18 protein-coding genes and 1 tRNA gene are annotated in these 17,437 nt (G+C 73.2%); 6 read left to right on the top strand and 13 right to left on the bottom strand.

The annotated features are described in order from the left end of the window. Window positions 1-67: 67 nt before the first annotated feature. The 3 genes from ABD345_RS21685 to ABD345_RS21675 form a co-directional block, all read right to left on the bottom strand. The gene (locus tag ABD345_RS21685) at window positions 68-571 is read right to left on the bottom strand and encodes a DUF1269 domain-containing protein (protein WP_344554137.1); all 504 of its coding nucleotides are present in this window, start codon (window positions 569-571) and stop codon (window positions 68-70) included. Between the two features lie 121 nt (window positions 572-692). Next, window positions 693-1,337, bottom strand: a complete 645-nt coding sequence (locus ABD345_RS21680; protein WP_344554136.1) for an ABC transporter — start codon at window positions 1,335-1,337, stop codon at window positions 693-695. Then, on the bottom strand, window positions 1,334-2,182 hold the full coding sequence (locus ABD345_RS21675) for an ABC transporter ATP-binding protein (protein ID WP_344554135.1): 849 nt from the start codon (window positions 2,180-2,182) through the stop codon (window positions 1,334-1,336). Before ABD345_RS21675 ends, ABD345_RS21680 begins: the two co-directional genes overlap by 4 nt. A 250-nt stretch (window positions 2,183-2,432) precedes the next feature. Between ABD345_RS21675 and ABD345_RS21670 the strand changes: the two genes are divergently transcribed. Together ABD345_RS21670 and ABD345_RS21665 are read left to right on the top strand one after the other, a co-directional pair. Beyond that, a complete protein-coding gene (locus tag ABD345_RS21670) occupies window positions 2,433-3,770 on the top strand; it encodes a VWA domain-containing protein (protein WP_344554133.1) in 1,338 nt (445 codons plus the stop codon). A 2-nt stretch (window positions 3,771-3,772) separates the two neighbouring features. Continuing rightward, window positions 3,773-4,693 (top strand): peptidase, encoded by a 921-nt coding sequence (locus tag ABD345_RS21665; protein ID WP_344554132.1) that lies wholly within the window; start codon window positions 3,773-3,775, stop codon window positions 4,691-4,693. Window positions 4,694-4,776: 83 nt separating this feature from the next. On the opposite strand, the gene ABD345_RS21660 is transcribed toward ABD345_RS21665, so the two are convergent. The 6 genes from ABD345_RS21660 to ABD345_RS21635 form a co-directional block, all read right to left on the bottom strand. Continuing rightward, on the bottom strand, window positions 4,777-6,969 hold the full coding sequence (locus tag ABD345_RS21660) for a terpene synthase family protein (protein WP_344554131.1): 2,193 nt from the start codon (window positions 6,967-6,969) through the stop codon (window positions 4,777-4,779). 208 nt (window positions 6,970-7,177) lie between these two features. After that, complete coding sequence (locus tag ABD345_RS21655; protein ID WP_344554129.1) at window positions 7,178-7,756, bottom strand: amidohydrolase family protein; 579 nt, start codon at window positions 7,754-7,756, stop codon at window positions 7,178-7,180. Beyond that, the gene (locus tag ABD345_RS21650) at window positions 7,753-8,268 is read right to left on the bottom strand and encodes a hypothetical protein (protein ID WP_344554128.1); all 516 of its coding nucleotides are present in this window, start codon (window positions 8,266-8,268) and stop codon (window positions 7,753-7,755) included. The genes ABD345_RS21655 and ABD345_RS21650 overlap by 4 nt, the downstream gene beginning before the upstream one ends. Next, window positions 8,265-9,002, bottom strand: a complete 738-nt coding sequence (locus ABD345_RS21645) for a hypothetical protein (RefSeq protein WP_344554126.1) — start codon at window positions 9,000-9,002, stop codon at window positions 8,265-8,267. The genes ABD345_RS21650 and ABD345_RS21645 overlap by 4 nt, the downstream gene beginning before the upstream one ends. Next, window positions 9,002-10,360, bottom strand: coding sequence for a putative T7SS-secreted protein (locus ABD345_RS21640; RefSeq protein WP_344554124.1), 1,359 nt, complete (start codon window positions 10,358-10,360; stop codon window positions 9,002-9,004). Before ABD345_RS21640 ends, ABD345_RS21645 begins: the two co-directional genes overlap by 1 nt. Next, window positions 10,357-10,599 (bottom strand): hypothetical protein, encoded by a 243-nt coding sequence (locus ABD345_RS21635; protein ID WP_425556856.1) that lies wholly within the window; start codon window positions 10,597-10,599, stop codon window positions 10,357-10,359. Before ABD345_RS21635 ends, ABD345_RS21640 begins: the two co-directional genes overlap by 4 nt. A 367-nt stretch (window positions 10,600-10,966) precedes the next feature. Between ABD345_RS21635 and ABD345_RS21630 the strand changes: the two genes are divergently transcribed. Then, window positions 10,967-11,500, top strand: a complete 534-nt coding sequence (locus tag ABD345_RS21630; protein ID WP_344554123.1) for a hypothetical protein — start codon at window positions 10,967-10,969, stop codon at window positions 11,498-11,500. Here the strand turns inward: ABD345_RS21630 and ABD345_RS21625 are convergent. Further along, on the bottom strand, window positions 11,445-12,017 hold the full coding sequence (locus ABD345_RS21625; RefSeq protein WP_344554121.1) for a DUF2199 domain-containing protein: 573 nt from the start codon (window positions 12,015-12,017) through the stop codon (window positions 11,445-11,447). The genes ABD345_RS21630 and ABD345_RS21625 overlap by 56 nt on opposite strands. Window positions 12,018-12,153: 136 nt before the next feature. Here ABD345_RS21625 and ABD345_RS21620 point away from each other — a divergent pair, with 136 nt between their 5' ends. Continuing rightward, entirely contained in the window at window positions 12,154-12,651 is a 498-nt protein-coding gene (locus ABD345_RS21620; protein ID WP_344554120.1) for a hypothetical protein, read from the top strand. An 80-nt stretch (window positions 12,652-12,731) separates the two neighbouring features. Continuing rightward, on the top strand, window positions 12,732-13,475 hold the full coding sequence (locus ABD345_RS21615; RefSeq protein WP_344554119.1) for a hypothetical protein: 744 nt from the start codon (window positions 12,732-12,734) through the stop codon (window positions 13,473-13,475). 370 nt (window positions 13,476-13,845) lie between these two features. Here the strand turns inward: ABD345_RS21615 and ABD345_RS21610 are convergent, their stop codons facing one another. After that, complete coding sequence (locus ABD345_RS21610; protein WP_344554118.1) at window positions 13,846-15,282, bottom strand: MATE family efflux transporter; 1,437 nt, start codon at window positions 15,280-15,282, stop codon at window positions 13,846-13,848. Between the two features lie 154 nt (window positions 15,283-15,436). On the opposite strand from ABD345_RS21610, the gene ABD345_RS21605 reads away from it, so the two are divergent. Further along, entirely contained in the window at window positions 15,437-15,961 is a 525-nt protein-coding gene (locus ABD345_RS21605) for a PadR family transcriptional regulator (RefSeq protein WP_344554117.1), read from the top strand. A gap of 124 nt (window positions 15,962-16,085) precedes the next feature. On the opposite strand, the gene ABD345_RS21600 is transcribed toward ABD345_RS21605, so the two are convergent. Together ABD345_RS21600 and sepX are read right to left on the bottom strand one after the other, a co-directional pair. Then, a tRNA-Ala gene (locus tag ABD345_RS21600) sits at window positions 16,086-16,162 on the bottom strand. 148 nt (window positions 16,163-16,310) lie between these two features. Next, a complete protein-coding gene (gene sepX, locus ABD345_RS21595; RefSeq protein ID WP_344554116.1) occupies window positions 16,311-17,393 on the bottom strand; it encodes a divisome protein SepX/GlpR in 1,083 nt (360 codons plus the stop codon). Between the last annotated feature and the right edge of the window lie 44 nt (window positions 17,394-17,437).

Below are 17,437 nucleotides of genomic sequence, written 5' to 3'. Positions count from 1 at the left end.
GGGCACGGACGGCGGGGTGCCGGGCGACGCGCGCCCGGCACCCCGCCGGAAGGGAACCGCGGTGGTGTCAGAGCGTGGACGCGGGGTAGGCGGCCTTGGCGATCTCCCGCAGGTGCTCCTCCTCCTCGTGGCTGAGCGAGGTCTGGATCAGCTCGCCGCCGAACTGCGCGACGGCCGGGATCACCTTGTCCTGCGTCGCCGAGCGGACGAGCGCGAAGACCGCGGCCTTGCCGGGCTCCAGCTTCTCGCCGATCTGGCGCATGAAGTTGTCGTCCACGCCGGTGTCGGTGGACGCGCCGACCGCGGCGCCGGTCGCGCCGCCGACCGCCGCGCCCAGGAACGGCATGAAGAACAGCAGGCCGATCACGCCGCCCCACAGCGCACCCGAGGCGGCGCCCATGCCGGTGTTGGAGACCGCCTGGTGCAGCTTGATCTTCCCGTCCTCGCGGCGCTCGACCACCACGACGTCCTCCAGGTCGACCAGCTTCTGCTTCTGCAGGCCGACCAGCTCGTCGCGGACCTTCTGCGCGGTGGCGACATCCGGGTAGGCGATCGCGAACAGGTTGCTCACGGCGGGCTTCCTTCCGACAGGCTTCCAGGCTTCGGGCACGTCCTCCAGCACCCTAACCAGGATTGGCCGTATTTCATCCGATCTGGTCGGTGTGTCCGTTTCCCACCGGCGGGCCCGGCGCTCAGTCGCCGCGCCGCACCGCGGCCGCCACCGCCGCCCAGCAGCACCCCGCCGCGAACACCAGCGCCGCCGGGAGCGTCCACCACGGCACGCTCAGCGCGCCCCGGGCACCCAGCACCAGCGCCCGCACCACCGCGTTCGCGGGCGAGCCCGGCACCAGCAGCACCGCCACCACCCCGCCGAGGCCCAGCGGCACCGCGTACGCCCCCGTCACCACCGGGCGGTTGCACAGCGCCCCCACCGCCGCCCCCGACAGCACGCACACCACCGTCGCCAGCGCACCGGCGGCGACCGCCGCGCCCGAGCCCCCGCCGCCCAGCAGCACCGCCGCCGCCAGCCCCGCCAGGCCCAGACCCAGCCCGGCCAGCACCGCCGCCAGCAGCGCCGCCAGGTGCACCCGCGGCCAGCCCGCCGCCGCGACCAGGCAGGCCCGCGACTGCGCGGGCTCCGCCCCGACCGCGGCGCGCACCAGCCAGGCCGCCACCGGCACCAGCAGCCCGGCCGAGAAGGCGGCCGCCCCCGCGGTGTCGTCCCCGCCCGACAGGCCCAGCCCCAGCACCACCACGTACGCCAGCCCGGGGGCGAGCCAGCGCTGCGAGCGGACCAGCAGCTCCAGGTGGTACCGCGTCAGCACGCGCAGCGTCACGGTCGGCCTCCTTCGGCGTGCTCCGCGGGGGCCACGCTGTGGACGTGCACCGGCGGCACGGAACCGAGGAGCCGGCGCAGCAGGGTGTCGGAGTGCGCGGCGGCCACCTCCAGCCGGACGGCGCCGTCGGCGAGCGGCGTGCGCCCGGGGTTGCCGGGGAGGTGCTCGGGGAGGCGTTCGGCGCGCACCACGATCGCCGTGCGGGGGCCGTCCGGCCCGGCGGCGGCGACCGGGATCCCGTGCAGGGTGCCGTCCTTGACGAGGTGTCCGGCGGTGGTGAGGCCGGCCAGCCGGCCCGGGTCGTGGTCGACGAACACCACCAGCCCGCCCGCCGCGGCCCGTTCGGCGACGGCCGCGTCCAACTCGCCGCGGGCGGCCCGGTCGAGCCCGGTCCAGGCTTCGTCCAGCAGCAGCAGGTCGGCCTCGGCGAGCAGCGCCTGGGCGACCGCGACCTTCTGGCAGGTGCCCTTGGAGAGCCGGCCGATCGGGGTGTCCGCGTACCCGGCGATGCCGAAGCGCTCCAGCCAGTGGTCGGCCCGGCGGCGGCCCTGCCCGGCGCTCAGGCCGCGCACCCGGGCCAGCTGGCGGAGGTAGTCCCGGGCGGTGAACGGCAGGGCGGGCGGGAAGCGTTCGGGCACGTAGGCCCGGCGGCCGGCGACCTCGACGGTGCCCCGGTCGGCCCGCTCGACACCCGCCAGGACCTTCAACAGGGTGGACTTCCCGGTGCCGTTGGCCCCCTCGACCCGGACGATCCCGCCGGGCGGCAGCGCCAGCGCGACGTCCCGCAGGATCCACCGGCCGCCGCGCCCGTAACGCTTGCCGACCCCGGCCAGACGCACCGTCATGCGCTCTCCTCGCCCGCTCCGCCCGTGCGTTCAGGGTAGGCGCCGCCCACCACCCGCGTCGGGCGATTCGAACTGACGGTCCCCGGGGCGCGTCTGACGATTCCCGTCGGATCAGCGGGCGGCGTTGGAGTGCGTGCGTCGGCGGCGCGGAGGAAGAAATCCATGCGGAGCATAGGTGACTGACGACGAGCCGGCGAGGGGCGTGCTCCGGCGTCGCCCGCCCGGCGGGAATCGTCTGACACGCCCTAGGATGCGGCGGGTGATCACACCCACCACACCACGACGGACGGCCCGCGCGGCCGCCCTGCTCGGGGCCCTGACGATAGTCGTGGCCACCGGGTTGGGCACCTTCCCCGCGGCGGCCGACGAACCCGGGGCTCCGGCCGCCGCGACCGAGGCGCCCAAGGTCGACCTGATCCTGGACGGTTCGGGGTCGATGCGCACGACGGACATCCAGGGCAAGAGCCGGATGGAGGTCGCCCAGCAGTCGATCAAGGAGGTCATCGACGCGCTGCCGGAGGAGACCGAGTTCGGCATCCGCACCCTCGGCGCGACCTACCCGGGCAACGACCAGAAGGAGGGCTGCAAGGACACCCAGCAGCTCTACCCGGTCGGCAGGACGAACAAGGTGGAGGCCAAGACGGCCGTCGCCACCGTCCGCCCGACCGGCTGGACCCCGATCGGGATCGCGCTGCGGGCCGCCGCCCAGGACCTCGGCACCGGCCCGACCACCCGCCGGATCGTGCTGATCACCGACGGCGAGGACACCTGCGCGCCGCCGGACCCGTGCGACGTGGCCCGCGAACTGGCCAGCCAGGGCATCCACCTGGTGGTCGACACCCTCGGCCTGGCCCACGACGACAAGACCCGGCAGCAGCTGATCTGCATCGCCAACGCGACCGGCGGCACCTTCACCGACGTGCGCAGCCAGGACCAGCTGACCAAGCGCGTCAAGCAGTTGGTCGAGCGCGCCCAGGACACCCACACCGTCGCCCCGGCCCAGGTGACCGGCGCCGACAAGTGCGCGGACGCCCCGGTGCTGTCCCCCGGCGTGTACACCGACCGGGAGAAGTTCTCCGAGCACCGGGTGTACCGGGTGCCGGTGAAGGCGGGCGAGGAGCTGCGCGCCTCGGTCAGCGTCACCCCGGACCGGGCCGTGGCCCGGGACTACGGGGTGCTGCTGCAGGCCACCGACAGCGGCGGCCAGGAGCTGGTGCGCGGCAGCGACGCCGGTTCGGGCCGCACCGACGTGGCGTCGACCGGCGTGCGCTGGTCCGCGTCCGAGGACGACTCCGACGCGGCCTCCGCGTCCCCGTCGAAGGGCTCGGGCTCGGCCTCGACCGCCCGGACGGTGTGCCTGGTGGTCAGCAACTCCTTCGCCCCGCAGGCGGCCGTGCAGGCCGACCCGGGTCTGCCGCTGGAGCTGACCGTGGACGTCGCCGCCGCCTCCCCGGCCCCGGACGGCCCCGCGATGGGGCTGGGCCGCGGCTGGATCCTGCTCGGTGTCCTCACCCTGGCCGGCCTGCTCGCCGGTCTGGTCTTCGGCTGGCTGGCACGCTGGCGGATCTCCGTCTGGCGGGAGAACTGACGATGCGCAACTTCCGCACCGCCGCGGCCGCGGCCGCCGCGTTCACCGGCCTGCTGCTGCTGGCCCCGACGACGGCCTCGGCCGCGTCCCCGTCCGCCTCGCCGTCCGCGTCCGGCACCGGAAAGCCGGTGCTCAACTCGGTGGGCACCAGCTTCCTGACCGCGACCACGCTGGCCTCCGGCCAGGACGCGGACGTCCCGGTCTCCACCGGTGACTACCTGTACTGGGCGTTCCCGGCCTCCGAGGGCCAGACCCCGACCGTCCAGGTCACGGTCACCCTGCCGGACGCCGCGGACCGGCACGGCGCGCAGACCTGGACGGTCGAGCTGTTCGACGGCCTGCGCCGCCGGCAGTCCTGCACCGCGGGGCCGCAGGACGGCACCGCCGAGCAGAGCGCGACCACCCTGGAGCTGAGCTGCACGCTGCGGCAGATCCGCTCCTGGGCCGAGCCCTGGTCCGGCGACCCGCTGCCCGGCACGTACTACGTCCGGCTGTCCACCACGGACATCCCGCAGACCGACCTCGGCCTGGCCTCCACCGTCCACGTGCACGTCGCCACCAAGGGCGGCGCGGACGACGCCCAGCCCGAGGGCGGCGCGCTCAAGGACCCGCTGGTGCCGCCGGTGAACGCCGGGGCGACGGCGGCCGCCGCGGCGGCCACCCCGGCGCCGAGCGCGAGCGCGACGTACGCGGCCGCGCCCGCCGCGGAGGAGACCCACTGGTACTCGGACCTCTTCTCCGGCTGGAACACCCGCTGGTGGTGGACCGTCTCCGGCGGTGTGCTGGCCGCGCTGGCCGGCGTCCTCGGCTACACCCTCACCCGCCACCCCCGGGGCCACCGGCACCACCCGCACCGCCCGGCGCCCGCTCCCGTCCCGCACCAGGGACCCCCGGTGCAGCCGCGGCAGGACAGCTGGCAGTGACGGCACCCGACTGACGGGACGGGGGTTCCGGGATCCTTCCCGGGCCCCCGTTCCGGCGTTTCGGCGTTCCGGCGTTTGGCGTTTCAGCGGCCGATCGTCTGCAGGATCCGCATCGCCGAGGTGCCCAGCTCCGCCGGGAGGGCCGTCTTCGGGGCGAAGTGCCGCCGCAGCACGTCGTCGGTGTAGCGCTCGCACCGCTGGTGCCAGTTGAGGACGGCGGCCATCCAGTCCTCCAGCTCGCGGACGTACCCGTCGAGGGCCTGCGCGGCCTCGCCGTCGAGCGCGAAGTCGTGCTTGAGGAGCGGGAGTTCGCCCTTGACCACGTGCGCGAACTGGCTGAGCCGGGAGGCCATCAGGTCGGCCACGATGGCGACCGCGACCGGGTGGTCGCAGGAGAAGAAGTTCTCCACCACCCGGACCAGGTTGTGGAACTCGCCCTCGTACTCGACCTCCTTGCGGTACGAGTGCAGGTCGTTGACCAGGCAGCCGTAGTCCGCGGCGGAGTTCTCGATCGCCCGCAGGGTGCCGCTCGCGTAGACCTCCTCGGGGATCACCTCGCCGCGGCCGAGCCGGGCCAGGCTCATCGTCAGGTCGGAGCCGAAGGTGGCGCGGCGCATCTCGATGTAGTCGACCGGGTCCGGGATGCGGTTCTGGGCGGTGTTGGCGAGCTCCCACAGCCAGCTGTCGAGCATGTCCCCGACGGCCTTGCGGAACTTGGCCCGGGCGCCCTGCTCGAACGGGGCGACGGTGCGCCGCCAGAGGTCGGCGAGGCCGGACTCCAGGGCGTTGCGCGGGGCGAACGGGAGGCTGCCGTCCAGCGTCATCAGCGCGTGCAGCCGCTCGTTGGCGGCCTTCGCGCCGAGCAGGTCGCGGGGGCGGCCGAAGACGGCCGGGTAGTAGTCGTCGGCGTAGGTGCCCCAGGTCAGCCAGGCGGAGGAGAGGTCGAGCTCGGCGGGGGTGGCGTCGGGGTCGATGCCCGCGGCGCACAGCGCGAAGTCGTAGTCGCGGAGCTTGCGCTCGTCCCAGACGTCGGAGCCGGGGACGCCGGGCTCCGGGTCGAGCAGGCCGAACTCGCGGGCCCAGCGGACGACGTACTCCCGGGAGCCGTCCAGGTGCGGGTTGAGCGTGAGCGGGTACGGCATCGGGAAGGCGGGCAGCGGCACCGGGCCGACCCTGCGGTGCGGGGTGTGGACGAAGCTGCGCAGGCCGCGGACGCCCGCCGCGAGGCGGATGTCGGCCGCGGAGGTGCCCAGGCCGCGGGGGCCGGTGGCGGGGAGGCCCGCGCCGCCGCCGTTCATGTACCGGCTGGAGCGCATGTGCCACTCGTGGCCGCCGGACTGCCAGTCCTGCATGCCCTTGACGTAGGCCAGGACCCGGGCGACCTCCGCCGGGCCGAGCGCGTGCTCGACCACCAGCGGGGCGAGTTCGGTGAGCGCGGTGTTCTCGAACTGCTGCAGCCGGGAGGTGAGCAGGTCGTTGACGGCGTCCGCGGCCTGCTGGGTGGAGCAGCCCAGGAAGGTCTCCAGCACCAGGACGCCGTTGGACAGTTCGCCCTCCTCGCCGATCTCGCGCTCGTACGAGAACAGGTCGTTGCGCAGGTGCACGCCGTCCGAGAAGGCGTCCCGCAGGACGCGCAGCGGCCGCGAGTGCGCCACCGACTCGGGCACCTCGGCGTTCGCCGCGTACTCGATCAGCCCGGCCGACCAGGGGGCGCCGCCGACCTTGCGGCGCATCTCGATGTACTCGACCGGGTTGGAGACCCGGCCCTCGTTGATGTTCGACAGCTCCCAGAGCGACTCGTTCAGCAGGTTCCTGGTCGACTCGGCGAACCGGGCCCGCCAGTCGGCCGACATGTGCGGGACGGTGCGCTGCCACAGGTCGGCCAGGCCGGCCTCGACCGGGTTGGTGGCCTCCGGGTAGCCGTCCGCCAGGTCCATCGGCATGAACGCGGGCAGCCGGTCCAGGTACGCCTTGCCGCCCTCGCGGTCGAGGGTCCGCTTGAAGGTCTCCAGGAAGTGGTCGTCGAAGAAGAAGACCCAGGTGTACCAGTCGGTGACGAGGTCCAGCGCCTCGCTGTCGCAGTCCGGGTGGGTGTAGGAGCAGAGCAGCGCGTAGTCGTGCGAGTCGAGGTCGTGCTCCTCCCAGATGCCCGACCCCTCCAGCATGCCGAAGTCGCGCGCCCACTCCTTGGTGTGCACCCGCGCCCCCTCGTAGTGCGGGTTGATCCGGGCCGGGTACGGCACGTAGAAGTCCGGCAGTTCGAACGGCTGAGCCACTGGGTCCCGCCCCTAAGGTGTTCGTCGACAGAGATCGGCGCGATGCCTAACGAGCCCACCGGCCCGCGGTCACCGATACCCCGCTGGGCCACCCGGATTCCACAATCCACTCGTACGAGTGACACCCCCGCGCGCCGCCCTGACGCCGCCGGCGCACCTGACGACCAGGTGCACCGGCGGAGCCCCGGAGCCGTCTACCCCCGCCGCCTCACCCCCACTGCCCGGGCTGCTGCTGGTAGGGGTTGGGCTGCTGCTGCGGGTACTGCTGCTGGTACCCCTGCGGCTGCTGATAGGGCTGCTGGTACCCCTGCGGCTGCGGCTGTTGCGGCTGCGCCTGGAACAGGCCGACGTACTGGAAGCGCGCCGTCTCCCAGCGCACCTGCCAGCCGCGCCGGGCGGCGACCGCGGCGAGCCCTTCGAGGCCGATGCCCCGGTAGGAGCCCCTGGACAGCGTGATCGTGGGCACCAGCGACGGGCCGACGAAGCCGCACGGGTACTTGCCGCTGTCGTTCTTCTCCCGCCGGCGCTCCACCTCCTCCTGCGCGTACCGGATCAACACGTCCAGGACCCGGTCGAGCGACGCCTCCCACTCCTCCCGGGTACCGCGCCGTTCGAGGCGGTACCGGGACGGGGGGAGGGTGAGCCCCCAGCCGCCGTCGAGCACGAAGTACCGGACGGGCGTCCAGAACCACTGCAGGCAGAACTCCAGCCACAGCCCGACCACCGAACGCTTGCGCAGCGGGCCGGTGTGGAGGCCGGGCGGGGCCGGCGGGTGCCACGTGCTCATCCGGTCACCCCCGGCTGGATCTGGGAGAGGTGGATCTCCGAGCTCCGCGCGTCCCGCCAGTCGATCTGCCAGCCGCGGCGGGCCGCCAGCACGGCGAGCCCTTCGGCGCCGATGCCGCGGTAGTAGCGCCGGCGGATGGTGGTGCTGGGCACGAGGCCGTCCCCCTTCACCTGGTAGCGCGTCTTGCCGGTGTTGTAGTGGTCGATGGCGTTCATCACACCGAACGTCGCCGCGGCGATGCCCTGGCCCAGGGCGCGGTCGGCCCAGGCCTCCCACTCCTCCCGGGTGCCGCTGCGTTCGAGGCGGTACCGGCTCGGAGTGAGGACGAACTTGCCGTAGCCGTGCCCGTCGGCCACGCAGTCCCGGGCGGGGTTGTCGAACAACTGCCAGACCACCCGGAAGGGCAGCCAGACCCACTGCAGGCAGAACTGCAGCCACAGCCCGACCACCGAGCGCCTGGGCAGCGGGCCGATGTCGATGCCGGGCGGGGGCGGCGGGTGCACTGTGCTCATCCGAACATCTCCGTGATCCGGCTGGCCGATTCCTGGCTGATCGCCGGGGCCCGCGGTTCTGCGCCCGGCTCGTCGTAAACCACGCTGTCGACCAGCATCCCGAGCATTCCGACGTACTCGGGGAAGTCCGCCAGCGTGGGCGTGCTGATGGTCATGGTGAGTAGCGTGTCGGCGCGCGGCACCGGGATGTACGCGGACGCCTGGGCGAGGGTGAGTTCGGTCTTGCCCCCCGCACCGTCGTCGAACTCGGCGATGGTGCCGAAGGCGCTGACCACCACGGGGCCGACCGGGGCGGCCACGTCGAAGACGTCGTTGGCCGGGTCGGCGGAGAGCATCTCCAGCAGGGAGGCGGCCACCGCGTCGGCGTCCTGGGTGTCGGCCGGGTCGGCCTGGATCAGCAGGGTGGCGACGGTGGCCCGGTCGTCCGGGGTGCGGGCGATCAGGATGCCCGAGTAGACGGCGCCCTCTTCGGCGGCGGTGTCCGCGACGTCCCGGTACCAGGCGGCCACGGTGGTGCGCTGGAACTCGTTGCCGCCGGACCAGATCTCCTCGGACACCTCGGCGAGGTGCGCGTCGCGCTCCTCCTCGGGCAGTTCGACGCCCAGGGAGTGGAACTGCGCGGGCACCTCCCAGTGGAGGTTCAGGGGATCGTCGATGATCACTTCGGAGAGCGGCGTGAGGACGGTCTCCTCCCCGCGGGGAGCCGGGACCGGCTGTTCGTTCTGTTCCGCCATCACTGCCCCATCACCGCGTGGTAGCCGAGGCTACCGAGCTTCATGCCGATCTGGGTGCCGCGCGAGTACCAGCCCTTGGGGTCGAGGATCTCCTGGGTCACCTTGGTCACTACTTTCTCGCCGTCCACGACTGCCTTGACCTCCTTCGTGACGAAGGAGGTCGTCAGGCCGGGCAGCTTCTGTAGCGGCGTCTTGGTGAAGATCGGCGTGAGGATCTTGTTGTTCATGAAGGAGCCCTCGCCGTGGCGTATCGCGTTCGACAACCCCTTGCCGACTTCGGCGAGTTTCCCACCGGCCACGACCAGGCCCTCGCCCTTCGCCAGGGCCAGCCCGCCCTTCACCGCACCCTTGGCGCCCTTGAAAGCGGTGCCGCCGAACGGGATGGCCCCGATCCCGTCCCCGATGAGGGTGCCCCAACCGACGTCCGCCCCACCGAGCTTGGCCATGCCGTGGGCGCCGAGGGCGACCGCGGAGGCACCGGCCGAGGCCACACCGAGGGTGGCCGACAGCGGCGGGCACCACATGGTGGCGAGCGCGGCGATGGCGAGCACGCCGGAGACGGTGCTCGCGATGTCGCCGATCTTCTTGAGCACGTCGGCGTGGTCCGTCGCCCACTTCTTGATGGACTTGCCGATGTCCTTGAACTTGTTGCCGATCTTCTCCCACATGCCGATGTCGGGAGCGTTCTGGTTGGCCCGGCGCAGCGCCTTCGAGGTGCGGCCCGCGTCGTCCTGGTGGTGGAAGTAGAGCTCCCGGGCCTGCTTGACGACGGCTTCCAGCTCGTCCTCGATGGCCTTCAGGTCGCGGCTGGCGTTCTCCAGCGCGTCGCCGGCGGCCTGGTACTCGGCGCTGGCGGAGTCGATCTGGTTCTGCGCCTGGGCGAAGGTGGCCTGGTCGTCGAAGTGCCGGCCGATCAGCATGAAGGCGGGGTTGTCGGACGCCTTGTCGTAGCGGTCGGACGCCTGCTCGCGGGCCTTCTTCGCGGACTCCAGGCGGCTCTTGGCGTTCTGGGCCTCTTCCTCGTACCGGCGGGCGGTGTCCTGGTAGGAGGAGAGCTGGCTGCGCCAGCTGTTGAGCGCGGAGGACGCCTGGCGCATGGCGTCGACGCTGTCCTCCAGGTAGCCGGGCAGTTCGCCGATCTTGCCGGCGAACGCCTGGGCCGCGTCGCCCTCCCAGATGCTGCCGCCGCGGCCGACCTCGACCAGGGTGCGGTGGGCGCTGTCCATCGCGTTGGCGGCCTTGTTGAGCTTGCCGACCAGGCCGTCGACGTTGTCGGGGTTGCCGGGGGCCGGGTTGAAGCCCAGGGCCGGGAAGTCGGGGTCGAGGCCGACCACGTAGGAGAAGAAGTCGCCGCTCATGCCGCGGCCCCGCTGAACATGTCGTGGATGGCCTGGTCGGTCTCCGCGTAGTTCTTGCAGGTCTGGTCGAGCTTCTCCTCCAGGGCCTCGACGCCCTGGGTTATCCGGGTGATGGCGTCCTGCCAGCTGTCGTTGAAGTCGTCGCAGGCGTGGTCGAGATCCTTGCTGCCGGTCGTCTTCGGACCGGTCTCCTTCATGGCGTGCAGTGCCTCGCGCATGTCCTGCTGACTGTCCCTCATGCGCTGCATGAGCTTGGAGAGATCGTCGACTTCGACGCGGAAGTAGGCCCCCATTGCGTATTCATCCCCCTGGGTCATCGTCATCTGCTGGCAAAGCATCAGCCTAGGAGTGCCTCCCGACGGGTACGAGCACGGGTTCGCACCATTACACTTTCTTCACTTCCACCGCACCGGCGCCTTACCCTCCGCTCTCCAATACCCCGCCCCACCAGGCCGGATGACGCACCGGGGCAAATCCGACAGACCGGGTCCGTCGGCCGCGCGACCGCTGCCGCGGGAGTCGCCGACGGTCCTCCGAGCCGGTGTTCGGGCGGTCTATGATCCCGGGGAACACCGCCCGGAGGGGCGGCGCACCGGGGGGTTGGGCATGTCCGCTGTCCGCGCCTGGCACCGCAGGCCGCTGACCTGGGTCCTGGTCGTACTGCTCGTCCTGGGCGGCGGGCTGATCGGCGCCCGCGAGGCGTGGGGCGGCTGCTGGCCGATGCACCCGCACGACGCCCGGGCCTACCGGCAGTACGACTGCGCCAACCTGGGCGGGCCGCGCAACCTGGCCTCCCTGCTGCGCTACTACGGCGTCACGCTGCCCGCCGGGGCGACCGGGGTGCGCTACTACAGCGACGACGACTCGGTGTCCGGCCCGGACGTCCTGTTCCTGCGCTTCACCGCCCCGTCCGGCGCCGCCGCCGACTACCTCGCCGCGCTGAAGGCCACCGAGGTCGCCACCACGCCGGACGCCGCCCTGGGCGACACCGCGGCGCTGCGCCGCCGCGACCACGTCGACTGGGAGTTCCCGATCGGCGCCGGGCACCGGGTGCTCACCTTCGGCACCCCGTCCGGCACCGCCGTCACGACTCCGGACGGCGACGCCACCACCGTCCGCCTGGTCGTCCTGCACCCCTGACCCCGCCGCCCCGCCCGGGGTGCAGCAGCGCCTCGGCGATCTCCCGGACCCGTTCCAGGGTGATCCCGGTGCGCTGCTCGACGGCCAGCGGGTGGCTGGTGGGCTCCAGTTCGATGTACGGGCGCCGCCCGACCGGCCGGGTGTGGTGCATGGTCTTCAGGTTGATCGTGGACGGCGCGTACAGCGGCAGTTCGGTGGACAGCCAGCCGAAGTAGGCCGGCTCCGACTCCCGCCCGGGCCGCTCCCACAGTTCGGTCGCCCGCGCGAAGTTCCGCTCGCTCAGCGAGACCCACACGCCCCAGGCGAACACCTCGTCGCCGCCGATCACCGGGATCTCGACCAGCCCCCGGACGAACGAGTGCTCCCCGACCACGCACTGGTCGGAGGTCAGCTCGCAGTCCTCCCGCTCCGCCATCCCGGGCTCCCAGGAGGCGGGCGCCTCGGCGTGGTAGGCCATCGGCAGTTCGGAGTGCCGCTCACCGCAGCAGGTGCAGGTCCAACCGGGGTCGTTCGCCATGCGGCAGACCCTAGCCCGCGACCGGACGGTTCACGGGGGCGGGTGGCGGGTATGGGAGTTCAAATACCGAAAACGGCTCCTGCGCCACGGCACCGGCCAGTAGGGTCCCCACCCAGGCGCCGGGGACGCGCTGTCGGTGCCCCGGCCCGACAAGAGCGCCCCGCTGGAGGAGCAGGTCGAGGCCAAGCTGCGCGAGGACCTGCTGGGCCGGGCCCTGGTGCCGGGCAGCACCAGCGCCACGTGCCCGAGCGGCATCATCCTGAAGCCGAGCACGGGCAGCCCGTGCGACGTCGTCTACGAAGGCGTCACGGTGCCGTACAACGTGCAGATCAGCGACGCCTACAGCCCGGACCAGTCGCTGGTCTCGTACACCATGAGCCCGATGAAGGCCCTGGTGGTCGCCAAGGCCGTCCAGGCCGAGCTGTACCGGGACTACGGCCCGGACTCCGGCCGCCCCGACACCAGCAAGCTGGCCTGCCAGGAGATGCCCGCCGTCGCGGTCTACGCCTCCGGCTCCGACACCGGCTTCACCTGCCAGTACTGGAGCGAGCGCGCCGCCGGCGGCAAGCCCGGCTACACCACGCTCAAGGTGATCGCGGACGGGGCCAACTTCCAGTTCGAGCCGGTCAGCTGACCCGGGGGCGGCGACCGCGCGTTCCCGCTCCCCGGACGTTACTTCAAAGGAAAGGCAAAGAGCCGGTATGGTCCTCGCCCATGCGGCTCTCCAAGACCTTCCTCGTCGGCGCCCTCGCGGCGGTCCTGCTGACCTCGGCCTGCTCCTCCGACGCGGACTCCGGTGCGGGTTCCGGCTCGGACTCCGCCCTCGGCTCGGCTTCCACCGCCTCCTCCGGCAGCCCCACCCCCACCTCGAACGCCGGTGCGGCGCTGCCGGTGGCGGTGACCGGGCCGGTGGCGGACGTGTACCTGCGCAGCGGCGACAGCGGTGACGCGCTGAAGGTGACGCCGGCGCCCGACCGCAGCGCGCCGCTGGTCGAGAAGGTCGAGTTCGCGCTGCGCGAGGACCTGCTGTCGAAGGCCCGCACGCCCGGCGAGACCACCGCGAAGTGCCCGGACGGCGTCACGCAGAAGGCGGGCGCGGTCAGCCGGTGCGTGGCCACCTTCGAGGGCGCCGAGGTGCCGTACGAGGTGAAGATCAGCGACTCGTACAAGGAGGGCAGCATGATCATCTCGTACACCAAGACCCCGAAGAAGGGCCTGCTGGTCGCCAAGACGATCCAGGCCCAGCTGTACGACCAGTACGGCCCGGAGTCCGGCTACGAGGGCGCGGGCAAGCTGGCCTGCCAGGAGATGCCGGTGGCCAAGGCGTACGACTTCGAGACCGACACCGGTTTCACCTGCCAGTACTGGAGCGAGCACGCCGCCGGCGGCAAGCCCGGGTACACCACGCTGAAGGTCCGGATGAACAGCCGGAACGCCGACCTCCAGACCGTCCGCTGACCCGGGTCCGCCGCCCGGTCGCCGTTCGGGCCCGGAGGGCCGGGCCTCGGCCCTCCGGCCAGAGGTCGGGACGCGGCACCCGGCACCCGGCACCCGGCACCCGGCACCCGACGAACGCGAACACCGGCCGCTCGGGCCGCAGTTCGTCGGGCCTGCCGGTGAAGCGGTGCACCCCCACGCCGTAGCCGACCCCGGGCGGGGAGAGCCGGCGCTGCTCGAACCCCGCCGCGAACCACTCACCGATCCGGAGCACCAGGTCGGTCTCCTCCATCCGCCGCCGGGCCCGCCAGGAACCGGGGTCGTCGCGCCCGGCGTGCCAGGCGTTCCAGTCCATGCCCGGACGGTACGGCCGCGGTTCATCGACCGGCCGTCAATTTTCCTTCCCAGCACGGTGGTTGAGGCGCCCTGCCGGGTGGCCCGGGGCGGCCCGGCCGTGGTCGCGACCGCACTCCCCCGCGGTTCGGAGCAGGTGGGGCGGCGGACCCGGGGGTGTTCGGTCCGCCGGTCGGGGCGTCGCGCGGCGGTGCATCCTGGTGACGGCCGCGCACTGGAGGGCCGTGGAGGCCGCCATCGCGGTGCAGATGCCGGGTAGTCCTGACCCCGACAGGGCGTGGGCGAGGGCGAGTTGGAGGATCACCCCGCAGGTGGTGATCCGGGCGAGGGCGGGGCTGCCGCCGCTGCCTTCGAAGACTCCGCCCAGGGCGATGAAGCAGGCGAGCAGGACCAGGTACGGGCCCAGGCAGCGCAGGTAGAGGGTGCCGGCCTCGGCTACCGCGCCCTCGCTGCCGAAGGCCCGCATGATCCACGGTCCGGCGGCGAGCAGGGTCAGGGCGGCCGTGAGCCCCAGCGTCCCGCCGAGGAGCAGGGCCTGCCGTCCGACGGACCGGCGTTCGTCGCGGCCGGTGCCGAGCAGGTGGGAGGTGTGGATCGCGGCGGCCTGGCGCACCGCGTAGAAGGCCATGGTGGCGACGTACACGGCCTTGGTGGCGATTCCGTAGGCGGCGACTTCGTCGACCCCGATCCGGGCGACCAGGCCGACCAGGGCGAGCGCACCCGTCATCCGGACGACGAAGTCGGCCGACATGGGCAGGCCCGTCGCGGCGACCCGGCGGGCGTCGGCACCCGGTGTCCCCGTCCGGGACGACGGCGCGCTCGCGGCCCGACGCAGGACGGCGTTGCGGCGCAGTGCGACGAGTCCGCAGGCCAGCGCGGCCGTCCGGCCGAGGACGGTGGCGGTCGCGGCGCCCCGGACGCCGAGGCCGAAGCCGAGGATGAGCAGCGGGTCCAGGGCGAGGATCAGTCCGTTGGCGAGCACGGCGAGCCTCATCGGGGTGCGGGTGTCGCCCGTGCCCTTGAGGACGCCGTCGATGACGTTGGTCGCGAAGAACACCGCGATCCCGGGCAGCGCGATGGAGAGGTAGTCGACGGTGCGGGTCAGCGAGCCGCCACCGCCGCCGAGCACGAGTCGGGCGAGCGGCTCGCGGACCAGGTACCCGCCCAGTGCGACGACCGGCGTGACGATCGCCCACAGCACCAGGCCGCCGCGGACGGCGGAGCGCAGTGCCGCCGGGTCCTCGGCTCCCCTGGCCCGCGCGACCAGCACGGTGGTGCCCGATCCGGCGACCAGGATGACGCCGAGCAGCAGGTTCTCCAGGTTGGTGGCGACGGCCACGGCGGCGACGGCGGGCCCGCCGAGCCTGGCCACCCAGAGCATGTTGATGATCCCGGCCGTGACGCCCGCGAGCAGTTCCAGGTAGACCGGGTACGCCAGCGACACCAGTTCGCGCCGGTGCTGCGTTGCTCCCATGGCCGCGCCCCTCCCTCTGCGTTACCTCGATTCGAGGTACCGCGAAAAGAGGTAGCATGGGTCGCACCGAACGGGCAAGCGTCCGGACGGGCCCGGGAACGGGAACGGGGACGGACCCGGGAACGGGGACAGGGACGGGAAGGGGTGCGGCCGCGTGCTGGAGCTGTCGATTCTGGGGTTCCTCCGCGAGGAGCCCTTGCACGGGTACGAGTTGAAGGCCCGGATCCAGGGCCTCAGCGGCCACATCCGCCCGGTCAGTGACGGCGCGCTCTACCCGGCGATCACCCGGCTGGTGAAGGCGGGGCTGGTCGAGCAGCGCACCGAGCCCGGCAGCGGCGCGGCGCCCCGGCGGATCCTCTCCCTCACCGGGGCGGGCCGCGCCGAGCTGGAGGACCGGCTCCGGCGGCCCAAGGAGGTCGAGATCACCGACGGGCAGCGCTTCTTCACGCTGCTCTCGTTCCTGCGGCACCTCCCGGACCGGGCGGAGCAGGTCGCCGTCCTCCGCCGCCGGCAGGTCTTCCTCGACACCCCGGCGAGCTTCTTCTACCGCGACGGCGAACCGGTGCGGGCCGAGGAGGCGCCGGACCTCTTCCGGCAGGGCATGTTGCGCATCGCCCGCGCGAGGGGCGCCGAGGAGAAGCGGTGGCTGGCCGAGGCGATCGCGGCCCTGGAGGACTGAGCCGCCGGCCGGCCGTCAGCCGTCCGGTGCCGGAATCTCCCGGAACCCCGCCCGCGCGGGGTCCGTCGTGCGATGGCCCCGGAATGCGAGAAATCCCGCCCGGTTTCCCGGGCGGGATTTCTGTTGGTGGAGCTGAGGGGATTCGAACCCCTGACCCCCTCGATGCGAACGAGGTGCGCTACCGGACTGCGCCACAGCCCCAACAAGAAAGAACTCTATCACCTCTGCGCGGGTACTCGTGACCATGGTCGTTGCCACCCGGACGGCCGCCGTCCGGGCACGCGAACGCCCCGGCGCGGGTGGGGCGTTGCGGCCGGGGCGGGGCGGGTGGAACGGGTGGGGCGGGTGGTCACTCGTTGGCGGCGCGGGGGCGGCTGCCCCAGTCCGCGGCGGGCGGCTGGGCGGCCTGGCCGGGCTCGCCGTACTGGTCGAAGAGCGGGGTGGCGGGGCGGCCGGAGTCCCAGGTGCCGGGGGCCGAGAGGTCGAGGCCCCGGGTGGTGCGGGGGGCCACGGGGGCGGTGACGTAGGTGGGCAGCGGGACGGGGACGGGCTCCCAGGAGTCCGGCCCGGCGGCGGCGCGGGCGCGGACGCCGTCGGCCCACTCCTCGTGCTCGGTGGCCTCGGCCAGGACGGTCGCCCGGGTGGTGGCCGGGTCGGCGCCGACCGGGTCGGCGGCGGGTGCGGGGCGGGCCGCGGACGACTGGGCGGACGACGGCCCGGACGGGCGGGCGGCCCGTTCGCGCTCGCGCTCGCGCAGCCGCTCGGCGGCCTGCGCGGCCCGGCCCCGGTCGAACTTGACCTCGTAGCGCTGCCGTTCCAGTCGGCGCAGGTGGCCGATGTAGAGGGTGAGCAGCACGCCGGGGACGACGGGCACCCAGAGGAAGGCGAAACCGGCCACCGCGGCGACCACGGCGCCGAGCGCGAAGGCGAGGAACAGCATGGTGACCATCCGCCGCCGCCGGGCGAGCAGCCGGGCCCGCCGCTCGGCCGAGCGCCGGTCCCCGTGCTCCCACTCCCGCTCGCGCTCCCGTTCGCCCCGGCCCTCGGCGGGCTTCGGCTGGGACGGGGCCGACGCGGGGTCGGGCCGCGGGGCCGGCTCGGCGTCCTCCCAGGCGGTGGGCCGGGTGGCCACGTCCGCGGGGTCGACCGCCGGGTCGGCGGCGGGGCCGTCCGCGGGGTCGTCCGCGGAATCGGCGAGGGCCCCGTCCGGGTCGCCCCCGGCGGGGTGCTGCTGGTCGTCGGTCTGGTCGCCGAGGGCCCGGGCCGCGCGCCGCTCCATGGCCGATCGACCGGCCAGCAGGCGGATCGCGGTACTGAAGCGTTCCGTCGGACGCGACTCGTTGAGCTCGTCCTGCCTGCGGAGCCACATCGGCACCAGATAGGCAGCCCAGGCCCCTACGATGACCGCGTAGATAAGGCCGCTACTGCTCACGTTTCACACGGTACGGGCGCGGGCGAAGGCGCTGCAGCAATTTG

The organism is Kitasatospora saccharophila (assembly GCF_039529925.1).
Taxonomy (GTDB): Bacteria; Actinomycetota; Actinomycetes; order Streptomycetales; family Streptomycetaceae; genus Kitasatospora; species Kitasatospora saccharophila.
This window is presented reverse-complemented; position numbering and strand designations above follow the sequence as displayed.

Excerpts from the sequence above, each read along its gene's own strand:
- ABD345_RS21625 (WP_344554121.1), bottom strand. The coding sequence starts at position 12,017 with ATGGCGAACGACCCCGGTTGGACCTGCACCTGCTGCGGTGAGCGGCAC.
- ABD345_RS21610 (WP_344554118.1), bottom strand. The coding sequence starts at position 15,282 with ATGGGAGCAACGCAGCACCGGCGCGAACTGGTGTCGCTGGCGTACCCG.
- ABD345_RS21650 (WP_344554128.1), bottom strand. The coding sequence starts at position 8,268 with ATGAGCACAGTGCACCCGCCGCCCCCGCCCGGCATCGACATCGGCCCG.
- ABD345_RS21670 (WP_344554133.1), top strand. The coding sequence starts at position 2,433 with ATGCGGCGGGTGATCACACCCACCACACCACGACGGACGGCCCGCGCG.
- ABD345_RS21640 (WP_344554124.1), bottom strand. The coding sequence starts at position 10,360 with ATGAGCGGCGACTTCTTCTCCTACGTGGTCGGCCTCGACCCCGACTTC.
- ABD345_RS21675 (WP_344554135.1), bottom strand. The coding sequence starts at position 2,182 with ATGACGGTGCGTCTGGCCGGGGTCGGCAAGCGTTACGGGCGCGGCGGC.
- ABD345_RS21635 (WP_425556856.1), bottom strand. The coding sequence starts at position 10,599 with ATGAGGGACAGTCAGCAGGACATGCGCGAGGCACTGCACGCCATGAAG.
- ABD345_RS21645 (WP_344554126.1), bottom strand. The coding sequence starts at position 9,002 with ATGGCGGAACAGAACGAACAGCCGGTCCCGGCTCCCCGCGGGGAGGAG.
- ABD345_RS21615 (WP_344554119.1), top strand. The coding sequence starts at position 12,732 with ATGCGGCTCTCCAAGACCTTCCTCGTCGGCGCCCTCGCGGCGGTCCTG.
- ABD345_RS21655 (WP_344554129.1), bottom strand. The coding sequence starts at position 7,756 with ATGAGCACGTGGCACCCGCCGGCCCCGCCCGGCCTCCACACCGGCCCG.
- ABD345_RS21665 (WP_344554132.1), top strand. The coding sequence starts at position 3,773 with ATGCGCAACTTCCGCACCGCCGCGGCCGCGGCCGCCGCGTTCACCGGC.
- ABD345_RS21630 (WP_344554123.1), top strand. The coding sequence starts at position 10,967 with ATGTCCGCTGTCCGCGCCTGGCACCGCAGGCCGCTGACCTGGGTCCTG.